Source organism: Myroides sp. C15-4 (genome assembly GCF_050522745.1).
GTDB lineage: Bacteria > Bacteroidota > Bacteroidia > Flavobacteriales > Flavobacteriaceae > Flavobacterium.
In genome coordinates this window covers 20,230-39,144 of record NZ_JBMVQX010000022.1, presented here as the reverse complement: position 1 = coordinate 39,144, position 18,915 = coordinate 20,230, and the positions used below count along the sequence as shown (strand labels likewise).

Genomic DNA, 18,915 nt, shown 5'->3' with positions numbered 1-18,915 from the left:
GTCTTGTTTGAGTACTATTCAGGTGAGTAGTTTTTAAAAACCATATCAAAACAGTTCGGTTAACATTAAAATAGATTGATATGAAAACAAAAAACACATTTGGAATACACTTTATAATACGTGTTTCTAATTCAAACAAAACAGTTCCATCCCTTATCTATGCAAGGATAACGGTAAATGGACAACGAACAGAAATTTCTTTAAAATTAAAAATATCCCCTACTTCTTGGGATAATATTAAAGGAAAAGCGAAGGGCAAAAGTGAAGACACGGTTCGAATCAACGCACATATTGAGCGAGTACGTTCTCTCATTACAGATACCTATCATCAATTAGTCCAACAAAAAAGAGTTGTCTCCATAGGAGCTGTTAAAAATATCTTTCTTGGGCATGATGACACCGAATCATCACTTTTAAAGCTTATAGACTATCACAGAGAGATTGCTACAAATAAATTAGCTTATGGTACACTAAAGAACTATTTCTCTACAGAAAAGTACCTTAAAAGCTATTTGCGTAAAGTACACAATCGAACTGACATCTATTTAAGTGAGATTAACTACAAATTTATCTTTGACTTTGAAAACTTCTTAAGAAACTGCAAACCTATTCATAAACATCAACCATTAAATAACAATGGCATTATGAAACACATTGAAAGATTTAAAAAGTTAATCAACTTAGCTATCACAATGGAATGGATTGAAAAAGATCCCTTTACCAAATACAAACTTCACTTTGAGAAGACAGAAAGAGGGCACTTAACTAAATCTGAACTTGAAATCCTTGTAAACAAGAATTTTGCAATTGAAAGATTACAAGCTGTTCTTGATATGTTTTTGTTTAGTTGTTATACTGGTTTAGCTTATATAGACATCTTTAACTTAACACCACAAAATATAGCTAAAGGAAGTGATGGGAAAGAGTGGATTATATCAAGTAGAGAGAAAACTAAAATACCTGTTAGGGTTCCACTACTCCCTGAAGCCTTAGAGCTAGTTAAAAAGTACAAAGAACATCCTATAGCCTTTGCAAAAGGAAAAGTTTTTCCTGTTATTAGCAACCAACGAATGAATGGTTACTTAAAAGAGATTGCTATTATATGTGAGATAGATAAAAACTTATCCTTTCACTTAGCTAGACATACCTTCGCTACAACTGTTACATTAAATAACGGCGTCCCAATTGAATCCGTAAGTAAAATGCTAGGTCATACTGCCATACAGACTACTCAAATTTATGCTAAAGTATTAGAACATAAGCTAGGTGAAGATATGGATAACTTAAGGGAAAGAAGACTTACTCAAAAAAATCACAAGTACAACTTTGAAAAGTCAAAATAAACCTTCTAAAGACAACAGAACATAACTAGCACAAATAAATTGTTATTTAGGGTTAGAACTAAGCTTTTAGTAGCTTATAACAAATCAAAACTAACCCTAAATACTATGTATTATGAAAGTAGAATTTATCACAAAAGAAGATCTTGAGATTTTTAAGCAAGAGATTATTACTGAGATAAGAAGGTATAGCCCTTTTAATAGAAAAAAAGATCAACAGATAAAACAATGGATCAAAAGCTATGAAGTAAGAAAGCTTCTTGGTATTTCTCCTGGTACCTTGCAAAATATGAGAATAAATGGTACCATACCCTTTAAGAAGATTGGTGGATTGATATTTTATAGGTATGAAGATATTTTAAAGATGATGGAAGGCGAATGAAATGAATCTCTTGACTATCTAAGAGAATATAACATAAATTGTATTAGTCTGTATTTCTACGATTGCAATCTATCCTCAAATTCAATCTAGTTAAGCCTGATTCAAAACAAAATGAATCAGTTTTTTTTTATTTAAACAATTGTAACAAGTTCATTTCTATGTAAAAACTCTTCACAAGTCAATAAATTGAAAAAATATTGTAAGACAGTCTTACAATATTTTTTTTCGAAGATTATTTATAATTTCTAATTAAATAAAAAAGCTGTCTTAAAATAAACTAAGACAGCTAAAACGTATTTTAATGTTATTCAAATTCCCTATTTTTAAATAACTAGGTAATAAATTTAAAAAAGCTATCTTAATTTATAGATAGCTTTTAATCTTATATCATAAAAAATTTTCAGCCCACCAAAATTTCTTACAATTAGAACAAAAATATATAAATAAATTAAATAAAAAAACAACCATGTTCACTTCCTATGAAATATCATTTTCTCCTAGTACAATCTAATATGTTTTTTAAAAACATCTAAAGAACATGTTTATTTATTTACAATTAATTTTTATTTTTTTATATACTACTTTACTTTTTATTAATTTTACGTCTATAATTCCTATTTTTCATATAATCCTTTTTTAGCATTCATTATATCTGAACTCCTTTAATTACTTTATCTGCACCTTTCCATTTTTTTTCTTGAAGTAATTCAGTATATAAACTATATAATATACCCTTCATCTTTTAGGATCATAGTATCTGAGTCTATTGTAATATAATCTACATTGCTTTTCTGTTTTGATTTTAAAATATCCGCACTCTTAATTTTCAATGTCTGATTTCTTATACCTCTTTTCTCATTAATCTCTATGATTAACATTTGCTTATCAGACAAAGCAAACTGGTCAAACATAAAAATATTATCTTGTTTACTATGACTATTGATAATTTGAGCATCACTATAACTTCTAATTGGCTTTAAACTCACTTCTTGTATCGTTGTACGTTTTCCTGTTCTTTTATCTTTAATTTTGAAGCTAATGTAATCAACTATGTAAGGTAGATTGCTTTTGTTATCGATGGAGATGTGAAAGTACAGTTTACCATCTTGAGTGTAGATGCTTTTTAGTCTTGCTTCTACTGAGTAGTTTTTGCTTTTAATGTTTAGCTCTTTCTTATTTTTTTTGATAATTGCTTTCATAAAAAGATCTACTAGAGTTGGACTGGTGTCCCCTAAGTCTTTAAATAGGACTTCACTTTGCTGTTTGTTATTCTGTTTTTCAAACTTGGTTAAGTCATAACTCAGTTGTAGTGGCTCTAGTTTGTAGGTAGCATTAAAATTGTAGTATTTACCATCGCTTGTGATTACTGTGAAATTTGTAGCTGTGATGCCTTCTTTTATCGTTTTTAAACGAAGTACATTTGAAGTAGCCTCTACTTTGTTTGCTATTATGTCACTACTTCCTAAGTCCACATATTCAATGCTGCTTGGAAATAAAATATGCGTTGTTTTGTTTTGGGTGAGCTCTACTTCATAAGGCATTACCTCAGCATTTGAAAGTTTAATAGCCTTCGGATTATTTTGGGCGGCTACTGTATTTACTGCTAGTAAGCACAGTAGCATATAGTTAATAATTATTTTCATAATGATTTAATTTACTTGGTGATTGATTGTTATTCTTTAGGAACAAGAAACAGTTCTTGTCCTTGTTTTAAGGTTACTCTCTGGGCTTTTACTTTCTTTGAAAAGTAACCAGACACTCCTTGAATAAGTCCTTTGGTTAAATCTCCTGCAATTTGGTCTGAAGCTGATCTACTCATCGATATACTCGTACCTGCTGTTTGTCCCATGTTGGCAATGATTTCTTTTGAAGTGCTTATTTCTTGAAGGTCTAATACCTCTAAGCCTTTTTGTCCGTAGTTATCATAACCAATAAGCTCTGTATCAATGATACTATCGTCGATCTTAATAGAGTTTACACTAAGCTCTAATCGAGTGTTACTAATCTTTACTTTAGCTATTATCGTACTTGCTTCAGGTAATAGAGCCCCATTTATTACTATGCTTTCTAAAAGTTTTAGTTTAATATAACCTTCGTTTATAATGACTTGATCTTCTTTAATACTTACTCTTATACTATTTTTATGAGTTTGTGTTTTACGTTCTCCTTCAGCAGTATAAAAAGTTTGATTATTTTCAGAACTAATTGGTAAGAAATCTTGTAAACTCATTGGCTTTACAAGTGAGGAGACAATCTCTTTGCTGGTTTTATCAACCACTGTTATAGTCTGTTTTGTACTAGAGATAGTTTTGATTTTTGTAGTCTCATTTAAAGGTGGTAATTCAGTTTGGTTTTGATCACCTGGCAAATACTTTGCAGCCATCTGAAACGACTTTTCCATAAGCTCTAATTGATTATCCATGGTAAGAGCAATTGGAGTATCTTTTTCTTCTAATCGCTTTTCTAATTCTTCTATCTGATTTTTAAGGCGATCTGTTTCTGGATTTTCAGTACTATCGTAAAAACTACTGAGCACCTCTTGGCTTTGCTTATAGTTTTGATAAGACCTTTCATAGGGAGTATAAGTTGATTCCTGATTATAATCTTGATGAGTATAATTACTTGTTGACTCTTCATTCCTATCATTCCAATAATCCGCTAAGGAGTGCATCTGGTTTTCATTTTCTTGTTGCTTTTGTTCCCATAGCTCTTTTTCATAGGCTTTGACCTTATCAGTGGGCATCCCCTGTGTTATCGCTTCGGGAACGGAATCATTGTGTGTGATAAGCTCCTTATCTTCTGGTTTAAATAAAAGATACATTGCCCCTAAAAACACAATACCCATTAAAGCAAAGACAATATGCTTTTTGTGTTTTTCTATAAGGTTTTGAAATACCTTATTTTCTTTGGGTACTTTCTCTATTTGGTGGGTTTTATCTGATTGATTGTGGTTCATAACTCTTGATTTTAAAAGGTGATTGTGATTCTATCTTTTGCCTATCAAGCAAATACTTTACAGGTTTGATATTGCTTTGTTTCTCTTGACTACCTGATGTTAGTTTAGAACTAAAGCTTGTCTTTACAATAAAAAAGCAAACAAGGCTGTAAAGTGTAAATACAGCAAGTAATAAAACTCGTTGCCTTTTTATTGAGAGGCTATTCCAATAGATTTGCAGTCTACTGGAATAACTATGTCTTAAAAGTTGTAATTTATTCATGGATTAGTTTTTTAGCGTTTAACAACTTCTAAGTCTTTGTTCTCTATAACTATAAACTTTTCGATAATAAATCCTTGAGGGTTATTATCAGACCGAACCGCAGATATGAGCTGACTACTTGTTACAAGATTTCTTTTAGTGAGATTACTTGAACGTATGATGTACTGGGTGGCATAGGTCATCGTTTTATAGGGATAGCTATTAAAGTCTATTTTAATACTGTCTACCTCAACTCGCTGCTGAATATTTCCTGAGATAACACGACTATAGTACCCTTTTTCAAGTAGATCTTTGTAGTAATCAAAGGCGCTTTTATCTGCTAGATTAAATGCTCGTTGCATATTCCCTTCAATGGCTGCCTTCTCAGGAGAGAGGGTAAAGAACAGCTCGTGAAAACGCCTTACATGTTCCCTTGCTTCTACTGGCCGGTTTATACTTGCGTCTTGAGACAGGGCAAGCATGAGTGATTTACCTTTATCCAGCACATAGATTTTCTCTCGTTGCTCTTTAGCAAAATCATAACTTTTATAGATAGAGAAACCTACAATTAGTAAGCAAACCGTAGCAAATAAAATAGCGTAGAGCCTTATCTGTTTAAAACTGTTTTCTATATTTCGAAGTGATTTAAATTCCATGGTTTTATTAGTTTTAATAATTGATTGTGTCTATTTTTTCATGAGTTTACCTGCGATATTTCCAGCTGCAGCGCCTGCTCCTGCTGTTGCCATATTTCCAACTTTCATTACCGTTTGATTCATGTTGCGCATAAAGTTTCCAGCTCCACCAGCTTGAATAACCCAGCCTGTTACTGTAGGAATTGTAAAGTATCCTACAATGCCAATGATCATAAATATGACATAAACAGTATTGGAGGTGTCGGGGATAAAACTAGGATCTGAAAGCATCTGCATATCTCTTTCGATAATTAATGATTGAATCTTAGCAAGCATAGCGCTAAATAAATCCGCTACTGGAAGCCAGAGATAGACGCTTATGTACCGCGTAAGCCACTGGGTAATTGTAGATTCAAAACCACTCCATATTGAGATGGCAAAAGCAATGGGACCTAGTATGGACAACACAACTAAAAAGAACGTGCGAATCGTATCAATGACAAGGGCTGCGGCTTGAAAAAGCATTTCTAAAAAATCTCTAAAGGCATCTCTAATTACTTTCTGCGTTTCATAAATTCCCTTTTCAATATACATCCCGCTCATGGTTGCTAAATCAGAAGGGGACCAGCCAAGCTCATCAAGCTTTTTGTCAAACTCTTCCTTAGAAACTAAATAAGCAGTCTCTGGATTTCTGAGCATGGCTTCTTTTTCTAAAACATCTTTTTGCTGTTGCAAACTCGTTAGATCAATTACTTGATTCTCTAATATCTGATGCGTCCCTTTAACCACAGGGCTAAGCACTGTGTTTAGTGTTCCAAGTACAAGGGTTGGAAAAAACATAATACAGATGCCCAAAGCAAAGGGCCTTAGCATTGGATACACATCAATGGGTTCTGCGCTTGCTAAAGCTTGCCATACTTTTAACCCAATGTAAAAAAGAGCACCAAGACCGGCTGCACTTTTAGCTACCCCTGCCATTTCTGCCGAGAGTGGCATCATATCGTAATAGAGGTTCTGTAATACCTCATGTAAATTACTCTCTCCCATAGCTACCAGTATTTTTGATTGGATGTCCCATATAAATCAAGTACTCTTTGAGCGTTGTTTTTCTTCTTAGCCCTGAGTATACTGACACCAATATTTTTTCTAGTATAATAACTCACAAGATTGTGATAGTCTTTGACCTCATTGTAAACCCTGTCTATTACATCCATGCGCTCTTTGTCATTTAACGAAAGACTTGAAGCGCTTATAATCTGCTTGAGTTCTTTTAAAAGCTCGGTACTTTCATTTAAAAGAATGGCGTAACCATTAGCAATAGCAACAAGTTCCTGAGCAGAGAAATTTGGATCATTGAGCATTTTACCAAAGTTCTTGACATAGAGCTCTGAAACGTCTCCAACAAGTAGTACTGTTTGTTGTACCTTCCTTGCATCCTTAATCAAATTATTCACCGCCTGTAGCTTGTCATAATACTCTTTGCCTTGTTTATAGACTTTTTCTACTTCTTTGAAATTCTTAATTACATTATCCACTGTGGCAGAAGTTTGGATAATTTCATTGGCGCTGTTTAGTATTCCTGAAGCTAAATTTCCAGGATCACTCACCACCCATTGGGCGTGAATTTGTAGGGGTAGTACTAGTAGCACAGCTACCATTACTACGTGAATTAGTTTTTTCATTGAAATTGTATTTTAGTTGATTGTTTACTACAGGAGATATTAGTTTGTAGTACTCTTATTCTCCTGCCTTTTTTGTACCAGACGTTTTATTGCTAGCTCTACATTACCATCAAGCTCTTTAGCTAGATTCATCACCTCTAACTTTTCAGTCTCCTCTGTTGTATAAGTCAAATACTCTGAATAGCTTACTTCCGTAGCATATACGCCTGAATGAGTTCCTCCTAGACCAATCCATACTTCTTTATAAAGACGGTTTGGATTATTGTTTAAGTTGATTGAAAGTATCTGTGCTTTTTCTTTGTCAGTCAGACCAAGCATAGCCTGTATGTCATCATACTTGTTCATATACTTGCGCTGATCAAGAAGAATCTTACAGTCTGAATTATTGATAATACTTTCCTTTACAATAGGTGATTGGATAATGTCATCCACCTCTTGGGTAACTACAATTGCCTCTCCAAAGAACTTTCTAACAGTCTTAAGTAGGCTAAGCACCCAGCGCCTTATCATATTTCTATGGTAGGTTTCCAAATGCTCGCCCCCGAACCGGACTTACACGTCTCCATGTATCCGGCTCTCCACTAATTTATCAGTCTAATGTTCCATTATGGATTTTCTGATGACAACTATGACATACAGCAACAGTTTTTCTTCTTCTAGCAATCATATGTTTTTCCCAACTCTTTTTACCTTCTAGGTTTTTGAGTTTTCTCACATGATGCATTACTAGTTTCTGTGCAGCCCCACATATTTCACATTTTTCAGCTTTGAGTCTATCTATAAGACTTGTTCTTCCTGCATCGAAAATGGAGTAAGGCATAATGTCAAAGCGTGAATCTGTCATCGGATTTATTCTTTTAAAACCTAAATCGTAGAAGTACCTTTCCCTAGTTGCACCTGATTTTGTAGTAAACTTTACTGTAAATTTTCCATTTCTACGATATTTAGAATTTATCTTCCTCGTAGAAGTTTTATATTTTCCCGCAAAAGTTTTATACATACTGTACTCCATAATGTATTTAAAGTTGTGCAACTCAGAGCAATTATTGGCAATAGCATAGTAATTGTAGAAACCTCGTATTTCCCGATTGTATCGGTCGAGAATTTCAAGGTCGTCATTGAATATAAGTCCAGACCTACATTTAGATTTCCAAATTTCTTTTCCATTTTGGTATCGAAATTCCAATACACCATAGTTGAGTAGCTTGTTTCTAATTGTTTCTGTATTCAATTTTAGATATACCCTTTTTCCATAGGTCCTTCTTAATCGGCCTATACTATCGCGCCTTTGTGAATTGGACTTTCTCACAAAGATTTCATATCCTAGAAAACGTGCTGAATCTTCTGTATGAGTAATGAGTGTTTTCTCATCAGATAGTTCCAATTTTAGCTCTTGGTCTAAAAAGTTTTTAATATCCTCCTTGACCTGTTTTGCGTCTTGCTTACTACCTATTATCCCTATTAGAAAATCATCTGCGTATCTAACATATTTCAACCTTTTATAATTTATGTCCATTTCATCTCCACTAAAAAACATAGCACGCTGCTTGTCTTCATCCTTAATTCTTTGAATTAAAATTGCTCTTTCTTGTTTGTCTTCTACAGACTTTAGTTTTCTCACAGTTCTTTTTCTCGCATTCTCAAAGTCCATACGAGCTCTACTTGGTTTTCTTTTCTTCCCTATATCGAATCTTAAGATGTACTCTTTCATGTATTTGTCTAATCTATCGAGGTAAATATTTGCCAATATTGGGCTTACAATACCTCCTTGCGGCGTTCCGCTGTACGTTTTATGAAATTTCCAATCCTCGATATAACCTGCTTTTAAAAACTTTCTAATTAGCCTTATGAATCTATCGTCGGAGATACGTTCTTTAAGGATACTTATCAATATATCATGACTGATATTATCAAAGAATCCTTTTATATCTCCTTCAACAAACCATTTAGCTCCGTTAAACGATTTCTTGATTTGAGCTAGTGCAGTATGACAACTACGATTTGGGCGAAAACCATGTGAAGAATATTCAAAACTCCCTTCATAAATGGCTTCTAAAATCATTCTTATCACTTCCTGCACCAGCTTGTCATCGAAAGCGGGTATGCCAAGAGGTCTGACCTTACCGTTTTTTTTCGGTATGTAAATTCTCCTCGATGGTTGGGGCTGATAGCTTTCATCTTTCAATGAAGCTATCAGTTTCTCAATGCGTGACAAGCTCATATTGTCAATACTTTGACCGTCTGAGCCTTCTGTCATATTGCCTTCTTTTGCATAAATGCGCTGATAAGCAACATGGAACATCTCTTGATTGAATAAAATTCTGTAAAGCCTTTCGAACTTGTAGCTAGAATCGTTACTGTGTCTTATTAGACTGTTTAATACTCTTTCTGGATTTCTCATAATGTCTCTCACATTTTCCTTTTAGTTGTATTAATAAAATTAGCTGCTTCCCTTGGCCATGTACAAGGCTTTCCCTTGCTCAGACTACTACGGAAGCTCCGTTACCATGTCGGATATTCAGAAAGCTTAACTTTCATAGCCTTTCGGCATTCCGATTTAGGTAATCCCCGTTTGCGACTTAGCAACTATTAGCGCGATGAATTATCGGATACGACTTCCGTCCTTTGTACGCTTACTGCGACTGTGCTGTAATTAGTTCTTGCTCCAAACTATACCTATTCACTAGTGGAGTATTACAGTATGACGATTGATAGCTATCTTACGTCATAGCTTCAAGAGGAACCACTTGGACTATCGTTTAATCAATTCGGATTTTATCCTTATATTCATCTTTTCATCTTGCCATTCAGTAGTAGTTTGATAGCTAACTAACTTATGACTTTACCAACATGCTACACTCCCTGTCTAGTTTCCCTTTCAGATAAGTTGGTTGATGATAGGTCTTAGTGAACTCTGACCTAATCTCTTGCCATAGAGATATTTACTAAGCCACCTTTACGGGCGCACACAAATACTTTAAATAGTCCGCCATCCCCTCTTTAGCTATGGCTTTCCAAGCCTCTTCAATTAAGATTAACTTGCGCTGACCTTTAAGACGTCGCATCTTATTTATAAACACTTCCATGATGATAATAGTCACTATAGGAAAGAGGATTTTGTGATCCTTGATGGCGTCAATTTCAAAGACGATAAAGCGTTTGTTGAGTAAATCAAGCTCACTTTCTGAGTTTAATAAATAGTCATACTCTCCTCCCTTGTAATAGGGTTCAAGCACATTTAAAAAGTTCGCCAGATCAAAGTCTTTTTCTCTAACCTGTTTTTGTTCTAACTCAGCTTTGTAATCTGTTTTGATATACTCATAAAAAGTGTTGAAGCTTGGTTTTATGTTGCTACTTTGAAGTTTTTGAATATACCCACTAACAGCATTTGAAAGCGCTACTTCCTCAGCTCGTGAGGGCGGCTGGTCATCCCGCTTCCAAAGCGTTAAGATAAGAGTCTTAATACTCTCCCTTTTTTCTATATCAAACACCCCATCCTCGGTATAAAATGGATTAAAGGCAATTGGGTTTTCCTCTGTGTAGGTAAAGTACACCCCATCCTCCCCCTTTGTTTTTCCTTTAATCAGCTCACATAATCCTTGATAAGAATTCCCTGTATCAACTAGCAGCACATGCGCATTTTGTTCATAATACTGCCTTACCATATGATTGGTAAAAAAGCTCTTACCACTTCCCGATGGTCCCAAGATAAACTTGTTACGGTTAGTGATAATTCCCTTTTTCATCGGTAGATCCGAAATATCTAAATGAATTGGTTTACCAGTAAGTCGATCTGCCATTTTTATTCCAAAGGGAGATAGTGAGTTTTGATAATTAGTCTCCCCCGCAAAAAAACAAAGTGCTGGTTCAATGAAAGTATAGAAACTTTCTTCGCTGGGAAAGTCTGCGCTATTACCTGGCATACCTGCCCAGTAAAGCGCTGGAGCATCTACCGTATTATGTCTTGGTACACAATCCATTGAAGCGATTGCACTTCCTGCATCATTTTTAAGCTGTTTAAGCTCACTATGATTATCAGACCATGCCATTACATTAAAGTGAGCTTTAATGGATGTTAATCCTTTACTATGAGCCTCATTTAAATACTCTTCTATCCACTGTTTGTTGATTTGATTAGCACGACTGTATCTGGCAAGGGAATGCATATTTTTAGCAGACTTTTCAAACTGCTTTAGATTATAGTCACTATCCTCTATAAACAAATACTGATTGTAGATATGGTTACAATTAAGCAAGAGTCCAATTGGCGCTGCAAAAGATAAAGCCATACTACTTTTATCGGTTGATAGTTTTTCATAGCGAGATAAATACGATACCTCAGTAGGCAAGTCATCTGTACTTGAAAGAGTGTGTAAAGAAATCCTGTTATCTCCTACTCTAACCTCTTCTGCGCTAATAGCTATATCTTGAAGGCTTCCTCTTTGAGTTGTGCTTAGCGTTAAGTACTGCTCTAAGAGTCCACTTTTATCTTCTGAGCCTATGATATCCTCTTCAGATAGTTTAATTAAGTTTATCAGTCCACTGTCATTAACTATTTTTTCCAATTGCGTGGTTGCCTCTAAAAAGCTTTGAACGATGTCTTTATCTCTGATTTCTTTTGGAATGAGCTCCCCTCTTGTAAGGGATGAAAAATTACTCTGACTTTTGATTCGCTCTTTTGTAGTCTTTGTAATATAGAGATAACAACTGTGATTCAAATAGGGACGCTCATTAAAATGCCTTTCAAAGCTTCTACTTAAATAGCTTTGCTGTTCATCTTTAAAATCAGCCTCATAGCTTTCTTTTACAAACCAATCTTGCTTGTGAATCACAGTAAACTCAGGAAGCGTCTTAATAGCCTTATGCCACACGCTGTGAATCGTTTCATATTCTTTATCTGAAATGGTAAATATCTCAGGTAAGATCACTTTATAACAAACTGTTATATCTCCTTGTTTAGAAACCATACAGTTGTTCTCCACCGATAGAATGGGAAACATCCGCTCAAGAGTGTTTGTCTTAGCTGTATTTCTCATAGTTTCTTAGTTTTAAGTTTCTGTGGAAATATCCTCTAACATCTTTTCTTGAAATGATATACTTTGGAAAGTACTTCCTTGCCTGAAGTTTCATAAGGCCATGCTGACCGTATTTCTTGTTTAAGGAAAATACTTTGTAAACAAGATAGCCAGATGTACCAAGGCCAAGGGCTAAACAAATAAGATTGTTTACCCCTGCCATGTACATTACCATAACAAAAATTAAATCAGCTAACAGTCCACCTGCAAAATAAAACAGGTACTGCGCCTTGAGCCCTTTAAACTCCACGCTCGATCCAATGCCTTTATTGATACTATACTTTTTCATAAGCGTATCGTTTAAAGGAAAAATGAACGTAGGATTGTAGCTGCTACAATTAAAAAGATACAAGCCCCAAACCAGCTTGCCGCTGTCTTGCTTGTATCGGGATCACCACTTGAAAATTTGTTGTACACCTTTACCCCGCCTATTAAACCAACCACAGCTCCAATAGCATAGATAAGCTTGGTGGCTGGATCAAAGTATGAGGTAACCATTTGGGTAGCTTCAGTGATCCCTGCAGCTCCGTTTCCCTGAGCCAATAGCGGTAAACTACTTAGTACAACAAGTAATAAGAAAAGCCTTTGTTTAATTGTTTTTGTTTTCATAAGAATGACATTTAGTACGTTATAATCATGCCCTTTGCATGATACTTTGGTAAATGTCTTTGGAAAACTCTTTGAGGGATTGATTGTGGAAGTTAGTGGATGCTCATGGCGATAAGGTGCAATAAAAAAGGCGTTAAGTATACTTTACTATAACGCCTTCACAGTTTTTCTTTACACAAAATCATTAATATTAAAATCTTCACTAGTTATTACTTCTTCTTCCTTTTTTGGTGATTTTTCATTTAAAGATTGATCTAATAACTTTGCTATTGTTTTAGCTGAATCAGGCATCGCCTGTTGGAGTAGTTCCAATAACTCTGATCCTTCAATTTTTTGAGCTGTCTTTACTGTAGTCTCATTAATTAACTCTTGTTCGATAGAATTCACAAAATTATTAAGTTCGTCCATACTAATTCGCTCAGTAAGCTCATTATCTATAGGTTCTAAATTCTTGCTTAGTTCTTTTTCTTCCTCTTCTAAATCAAGTTCATCTTTTGTTTGACTCGTTAGCGATTGCTTTAGCATAACTGGTTTACTTTCTCCTATAATGCTGATGGGTACATCTTGTTTAAAGAGTAACTCTTCTGTTTTAGATTGGTTCTCTTGTTTACTGGTTTTATTTTTATCTAATAACAGAAGAGCGATAACAAGTACAAGACTGATTATGATAACTATTTCCATAAATTAGAGAATTGCTTTAAAATGTTCTTGAAAATAAGCCTTGATATCATCTGAATGATCCTTAAGATGTTGTGCTAAGATATTGTCGATATAAGCATAGAGTGTTGTTTTATTTTCTTTAGATAATTGAACAAGGCGAATGAGTACCTCATGATGTTCAGGGCGGATGTATACCACTTTACCTTTACTATTTGCAGGTAATCGATTAACTAAAAACTGATCCTCATATTTTTTAGTATCGTTTTTTGCTTCTGATTTTTTGAATATATTTTTCATGATTTTTTGGTTTTAAATTGGTTTATACTTTTCATTGTAACTCTTAGTTATCTGCTGAGCAAACTCATTAAAGTGATTGTCTAACAAATTATCTAAATAGGCATAAATTGTTATTTTGTCCTCACCTATTATATGAATGATACGAGTTAGTTTTTCATGAAATTCAGGTCTTATATACACTGTCTTACCATCTCTGGCATTGGTATCTGATTTTTTAAAAAAGATACTCTCGTAATTTGTTTCAACAGATTGTTTTGTTTGCTTCTTTTGTTTTAAAACAGAATTCTTCTTTAAAGGAGTGTCCTCTGTCTTTCTCTGTTCTTCTACTTTTTCAATATCCTGAGATGGTTCTTTTATTCCTTCTTTTCTAACTCCATCTACCATTAGACTCATCATGAGTTCTTCATCGATATGCGGTTGTTTTTTATTTTCTTTTTCCATGGTATTATAATTGGATGATTGTTAAAAATTCTTCTACAAAAAGGTCTAAGCCACTTGCTTTACTAAGACGTTTATCTGGAGGTAGTAACGTAGAGCGGAAAACAAGCTTGCTTGCCGCTTCACTCTCCTTACGAAATCTGCTACTACTTTTAATCTGACTTTGCATCAAACTGAAATCTAATTCCTCGATAGCTTGATTATAGACATCATACAAAGGAGTACTTTCCCTCCCATCTACTTGGTTCCAAAACAGATTTATACTTTGTATTGCTGTCTCTGATTTTTTCATCACAACATCCCTAAGAAGTTGGGTAAAAACAAGCGTGCTTTCCATCACTACTCTATCCGCTGTGATAGGAGTAAAAATATAATGCATGCCCGATAAGGCGTTTAAAATTCCAGCGGTATTAACCGTTCCTGATAAATCAAAGAAAACTACATCAACTGATATAGTTGACTCACTTATAAATTGTTTGGCTGCGCTCAGTACATTCTCTGCCTTCTCTTGTAATATTGGGTAGGCTTTTTTATTAATCGTTGTAAACTGCTTATAAGCAAGTTTTTTTAGTACCTCATTTTCCATAACGATAGATAAATCTCTTTCTTTCATTTTTACAAGACTGTGTTGTGGAAAATCGGCATCAAAGACAACTACATTATAATCCATCTGATAATGTAAAATACTTGCCACTAACGTGGTAAATGTGCTTTTACCAACTCCTCCTTTTTGCGAGGAGAATGCTACAAAAATTGGTTCTTTTTTTGTTTTCATAATTGTATGTATTTAGCTATTTGCATAAGTAAATAGATACCTCGGTCTATCGGTAAATTTGTGGTCATCTATGCTTGTAGTTTTTTAAATACTTAACTAAGTTTTTAATTACCTGTTTAGCTATATACTTTTCTATGCAATACTTTACATAAATAGTTGGATAGCTACGCTTGCACTTAGTATAATAGATACTTAAATAACTATTGGTAACTCTAATTATATACTAATGTGCGTAGTGACCTTTTTACTTACCTTTTTAGATACATCAGTACAAAACAACTGATCTATCTACATATGCAAATGTGATTATACATACAAAGAAACTTCATAAACCAGCTGAATCTGATTTATGACGTTTTGTGGTAATACTTGGCATTTTAGTGTCAAATAGTGGGTGATTTATTAAAGTGAAATCACTTTAGATTTTACTTTGTAAAATTGGCGGATTTACTAATCGAAAGATTAGAGCAAGTTATGTTTTGAGGCACTCGAAATTAAGATTCTTGCCATCAAAACGACTTGCTCTTGCAGAGGGCTAGAAAACTACTCCGAAGTCGCTAGTTTTGTTGAAGTAAGAGATAAACTCAAAATAATAAACTATTTATAATTCTATATATCGCTATTAAAAATTACTTTTTGTATGTTTAGAATATTTTTATTAATTATCCATACAATTAACCATGACTGAAGAAGAAATAAGGGGAAATCTATTATTACCATTTTTAAATGACTTAGGATGTGAAAGTTCTGAAATATCATTAGAAAGATCTTTTCAAATAAGATTAGGAAGAGGGGTAAAGGTTACAGGAAGATCAGATATATTATGTAAAAGACATGATAAAAATCTTTTCGTAATAGAATTAAAGAGAGATTCTGTCAATATAACTCAAGATGATATAGATCAAGGAATTTCATATGCACGGTTATTATTAGATGACATTGCTCCTTTTACTATAGTTACTAATGGCAAAATAACGCGGATTTTTGATTCTATATCAAGAAAAGAAATTTCTGGATCTAAAATTTCAGAACAATCATCTTTTTGGAAAAATGATTATACATTATCTACAGATGAAGAATTACGAATTAGGTACGAAGCTTTAAAGAATTTTATTTCGTTATCACCAGACAACTTAAATAGTTTTTGTAGTAACCAAGTTACAGATAGAATGGGACAAATAATAGGAGACATTAATAGTCCATATTCTAAATTTGTTAAAGAACTCCATGTACAACGTAAAGATTTACAGAATAAATTTGAAGAATTTATATCTTCAGATAATTCTATTTTTGGATTAGTTGGTTCTGCGGGGACAGGTAAAACAAATGTCTTTTGTTCATTAGCGCTACAAAGTTTAGAAAAAAATTTCGTCTTTTTTTATAATGCTGCAATAATAAACTCTCCATTAGAATCTATTTCTCAAGATTTGAATTTACATTTTTCAGGTAGAAGTAACAGTGAGACTGTATTAAAAAAGCTTAATGAAATAGGTCAATATGCCAAAAAAAATGTTTTGATATTTATTGATGCTATTGATGAAAATACAAATCAAAATCTTACGATTGAATTAAGTAATATGGCTCTAGCTTCAAGGTATCTTAAAAAGATAAAAATATTAATTAGTTGTAAAACAAATATTTGGAATTCATTTTTAAAGCCTACTAACACACCTACTCATCTCTATGAAGAGTTAATTAAATTCCATGGTATAACTAACGCTTTAAATAACTGTCCAGGATATCAAATAAATGAGTTTACGGATGAAGAATTAAAGGATATTATTCCGTTATATCAAAGAACTTTTGAATTTAGAGGCAACATTTCTAATTCATTACAAGAGAATTTAAAAAACGGTTTTTTCTTAAGAATATTTAGCGAAGTTTATTCTCAAAAACAAATTCCACAAAAGATTAGTGATAAAGAACTAATAAAACAATATGTAAACAAATCTCTTGAAAAAGTAAATATTGATAAAATATCTGCTTTAAGAATTCTTTCTAGAATTGGTTTTATACTAGCTAATCATAAGTATACTGAAAGGCAAGTTTATAAAGATGAAGGTATTGATTTAGAATATTTACTTGAACAATTAAATTTCAATTTAGATGAAAATATACCTGAAGCATTGTTTTCTAGAAACTTGCTTATCAAGTCTAATAAAGAGGAATCTCACAATGTTACCTTTTATTATTCTAAAATTAGAGATTATATAATTTGTTTTCATTCCTATAAATTGGATAATAAAAATAATTTTGAACTATACGATATTCTGGATGAAATTTATGAAAATCATATTGGTCAAAGTGCTATCAAATTTTATCTAGATAATTCCTCTGAAAATCATAAAAATACAATAATTAAATATATAGAAGACAAGGCAATTCAATATACAATTGGTTATAACTCATATCTAAATACAAATTTTAAAGTTTTTAAAGACAAGTTTGTTCCTAAGACTAAGGGGGACATTGGAGTAGTTTTATCAAAAGATCTCTTAAATAACGATTCTTATTCACTTTTCCCATTAGATTGTGAGCCTAATAACCAATTACTATATCGAGATTTAAGTTTTAACAGAAATTTTTATGACGATGATTTGTATCAGTTAAATATTGAAACAATATACGGTAGCTATATACCTTTACTAACCAGAGATCAGAGTGAAATTATTAAAAAAAATGTTTTTAAACAATTAAAAGAGTTTATAATAAAAGGTAAAATTAGTTTATATACTTCCGATATACTTTTATTAGAACAAGTATCATCTATTTTATATTTTTACTCTGCAAAATTAGATTATGATTTTGATATTATAGATTTTAATCTTCCTCGATATAATTTAATTTATCCTATTGATTTAAATAATCTAAAACATAGAATTAATATTTTTAGACTCGTAGAGCATTTCAAAAGACAAGGAATAAATCGACATCAAATAAATGAATTGATTGAAAAAACATTAAACAATAATCTTGAAATACCATGTTTCAATGTAATTGGAGATGCTCCTCTATTTGAGGAACTATACAAAATTGTTAATATATTGTTGAGTAAAGGCTATAGTAAACTCGAATCACATCATCTACCAGTACCTGATAAAACTATAAGTGAGAGTCAGGAAATTTTTAGCCAAAATCGTGACAAATACTTTAGATATATTAGAAGTATACAATATAGTGAAAATCAAACTAAAGAATATATCAAACTTTTTTTTAAGCATCTAGAAAATTCTTACAAAGAGGTTGTTGAAAATTTGTTTCCTACTTTTAAAAAGAATTTTGATTTTTATAATTCGATACCTCATGAATATTTTTTTTACATGAAGAATGAAAATTTCGATGGTTATAGATATTTGGGTTATCGTTCTGCTAAAAGTAATGAATATAACGTTTACTTTAAAATATTAGAAGAAAACATTCATGAACAAGCTTTTGAAAAAGATGAAATATATTCATTACAAGGTTTTTCATTAGATAGTATACTCTACAATGATGATTATTTGAACAATCGCATAAAAACTATAGATAAAATTAATACAGATAAACTTGATAGCTATTGTGTCTTAAGAAATTGGATTTATCGATTACTAAAAAATGATATGAGACAATTATTTAAAGAAAACGGAGAAAATATTTAATAAGAAATTGTGGACTTGCTAACTTAGTCTGGGCAAAGAGTTAAGCGTAAAAACTTATCTTTGACTTATGAAAAAAATTAGAAAGACTTTTTATCAATATAATAAAATTTAACTCTAAGTAGTATTGGGTTAAGACTCTTGTTTCAATTTCAACTGCTTCCAAATCTCAAAATACTACTTATATTGC

17 protein-coding genes and 1 pseudogene are annotated in these 18,915 nt (G+C 32.7%); 3 read left to right on the top strand and 15 right to left on the bottom strand.

All coding sequences use genetic code 11. The features are described from left to right. Positions 1-80 precede the first annotated feature (80 nt). The gene (locus tag ACPDHL_RS10695) at positions 81-1,343 is read left to right on the top strand and encodes a site-specific integrase (protein ID WP_430532751.1); all 1,263 of its coding nucleotides are present in this window, start codon (positions 81-83) and stop codon (positions 1,341-1,343) included. 112 nt (positions 1,344-1,455) lie between these two features. Next, on the top strand, positions 1,456-1,722 hold the full coding sequence (locus ACPDHL_RS10690) for a helix-turn-helix domain-containing protein (RefSeq protein WP_286468028.1): 267 nt from the start codon (positions 1,456-1,458) through the stop codon (positions 1,720-1,722). Between the two features lie 719 nt (positions 1,723-2,441). On the opposite strand, the gene traN is transcribed toward ACPDHL_RS10690, so the two are convergent. The 15 genes and pseudogenes from traN to ACPDHL_RS10615 all read right to left on the bottom strand — a co-directional run bounded on the left by traN (position 2,442) and on the right by ACPDHL_RS10615 (position 15,090). Further along, positions 2,442-3,365 carry a conjugative transposon protein TraN gene (traN, locus tag ACPDHL_RS10685; protein ID WP_430532750.1) on the bottom strand — a complete coding sequence of 308 codons (924 nt, stop codon included), beginning with the start codon at positions 3,363-3,365 and terminating at the stop codon, positions 2,442-2,444. Between the two features lie 29 nt (positions 3,366-3,394). Continuing rightward, complete coding sequence (gene traM / locus ACPDHL_RS10680; RefSeq protein ID WP_430532749.1) at positions 3,395-4,678, bottom strand: conjugative transposon protein TraM; 1,284 nt, start codon at positions 4,676-4,678, stop codon at positions 3,395-3,397. Further along, positions 4,656-4,940, bottom strand: a complete 285-nt coding sequence (locus tag ACPDHL_RS10675; RefSeq protein ID WP_430532748.1) for a hypothetical protein — start codon at positions 4,938-4,940, stop codon at positions 4,656-4,658. The genes traM and ACPDHL_RS10675 overlap by 23 nt, the downstream gene beginning before the upstream one ends. 11 nt (positions 4,941-4,951) lie before the next feature. Beyond that, positions 4,952-5,575: a conjugative transposon protein TraK gene (gene traK / locus ACPDHL_RS10670; RefSeq protein WP_430532747.1), complete on the bottom strand. Its 624-nt coding sequence runs from the start codon at positions 5,573-5,575 to the stop codon at positions 4,952-4,954. Between the two features lie 30 nt (positions 5,576-5,605). Further along, the gene (traJ, locus tag ACPDHL_RS10665; protein WP_430532746.1) at positions 5,606-6,601 is read right to left on the bottom strand and encodes a conjugative transposon protein TraJ; all 996 of its coding nucleotides are present in this window, start codon (positions 6,599-6,601) and stop codon (positions 5,606-5,608) included. A 2-nt stretch (positions 6,602-6,603) separates the two neighbouring features. Next, complete coding sequence (locus ACPDHL_RS10660; RefSeq protein WP_430532772.1) at positions 6,604-7,212, bottom strand: DUF4141 domain-containing protein; 609 nt, start codon at positions 7,210-7,212, stop codon at positions 6,604-6,606. 63 nt (positions 7,213-7,275) lie between these two features. Continuing rightward, complete coding sequence (locus tag ACPDHL_RS10655) at positions 7,276-7,731, bottom strand: hypothetical protein (RefSeq protein ID WP_430532771.1); 456 nt, start codon at positions 7,729-7,731, stop codon at positions 7,276-7,278. 94 nt (positions 7,732-7,825) lie between these two features. After that, complete coding sequence (gene ltrA / locus ACPDHL_RS10650) at positions 7,826-9,637, bottom strand: group II intron reverse transcriptase/maturase (RefSeq protein ID WP_430532745.1); 1,812 nt, start codon at positions 9,635-9,637, stop codon at positions 7,826-7,828. Positions 9,638-10,190: 553 nt separating this feature from the next. Next, positions 10,191-12,272, bottom strand: a pseudogene (locus tag ACPDHL_RS10645) (TraG family conjugative transposon ATPase); the annotation flags it as partial. Beyond that, a complete protein-coding gene (locus tag ACPDHL_RS10640) occupies positions 12,256-12,600 on the bottom strand; it encodes a DUF4133 domain-containing protein (protein WP_286468036.1) in 345 nt (114 codons plus the stop codon). The pseudogene ACPDHL_RS10645 and the gene ACPDHL_RS10640, both read right to left, overlap by 17 nt. Positions 12,601-12,611: 11 nt before the next feature. Further along, positions 12,612-12,920: a DUF4134 domain-containing protein gene (locus tag ACPDHL_RS10635; RefSeq protein WP_073145514.1), complete on the bottom strand. Its 309-nt coding sequence runs from the start codon at positions 12,918-12,920 to the stop codon at positions 12,612-12,614. 171 nt (positions 12,921-13,091) lie between these two features. Further along, positions 13,092-13,601, bottom strand: a complete 510-nt coding sequence (locus ACPDHL_RS10630) for a hypothetical protein (protein ID WP_430532744.1) — start codon at positions 13,599-13,601, stop codon at positions 13,092-13,094. A gap of 3 nt (positions 13,602-13,604) precedes the next feature. Next, on the bottom strand, positions 13,605-13,877 hold the full coding sequence (locus ACPDHL_RS10625; protein ID WP_430532743.1) for a DUF3408 domain-containing protein: 273 nt from the start codon (positions 13,875-13,877) through the stop codon (positions 13,605-13,607). A 12-nt stretch (positions 13,878-13,889) separates the two neighbouring features. After that, positions 13,890-14,318, bottom strand: a complete 429-nt coding sequence (locus ACPDHL_RS10620; RefSeq protein WP_430532742.1) for a DUF3408 domain-containing protein — start codon at positions 14,316-14,318, stop codon at positions 13,890-13,892. 4 nt (positions 14,319-14,322) lie between these two features. Continuing rightward, entirely contained in the window at positions 14,323-15,090 is a 768-nt protein-coding gene (locus ACPDHL_RS10615) for a ParA family protein (RefSeq protein WP_430532741.1), read from the bottom strand. Positions 15,091-15,770: 680 nt separating this feature from the next. On the opposite strand from ACPDHL_RS10615, the gene ACPDHL_RS10610 reads away from it, so the two are divergent. Further along, on the top strand, positions 15,771-18,728 hold the full coding sequence (locus ACPDHL_RS10610; protein WP_430532740.1) for a type I restriction enzyme HsdR N-terminal domain-containing protein: 2,958 nt from the start codon (positions 15,771-15,773) through the stop codon (positions 18,726-18,728). Positions 18,729-18,915: the final 187 nt, after the last annotated feature.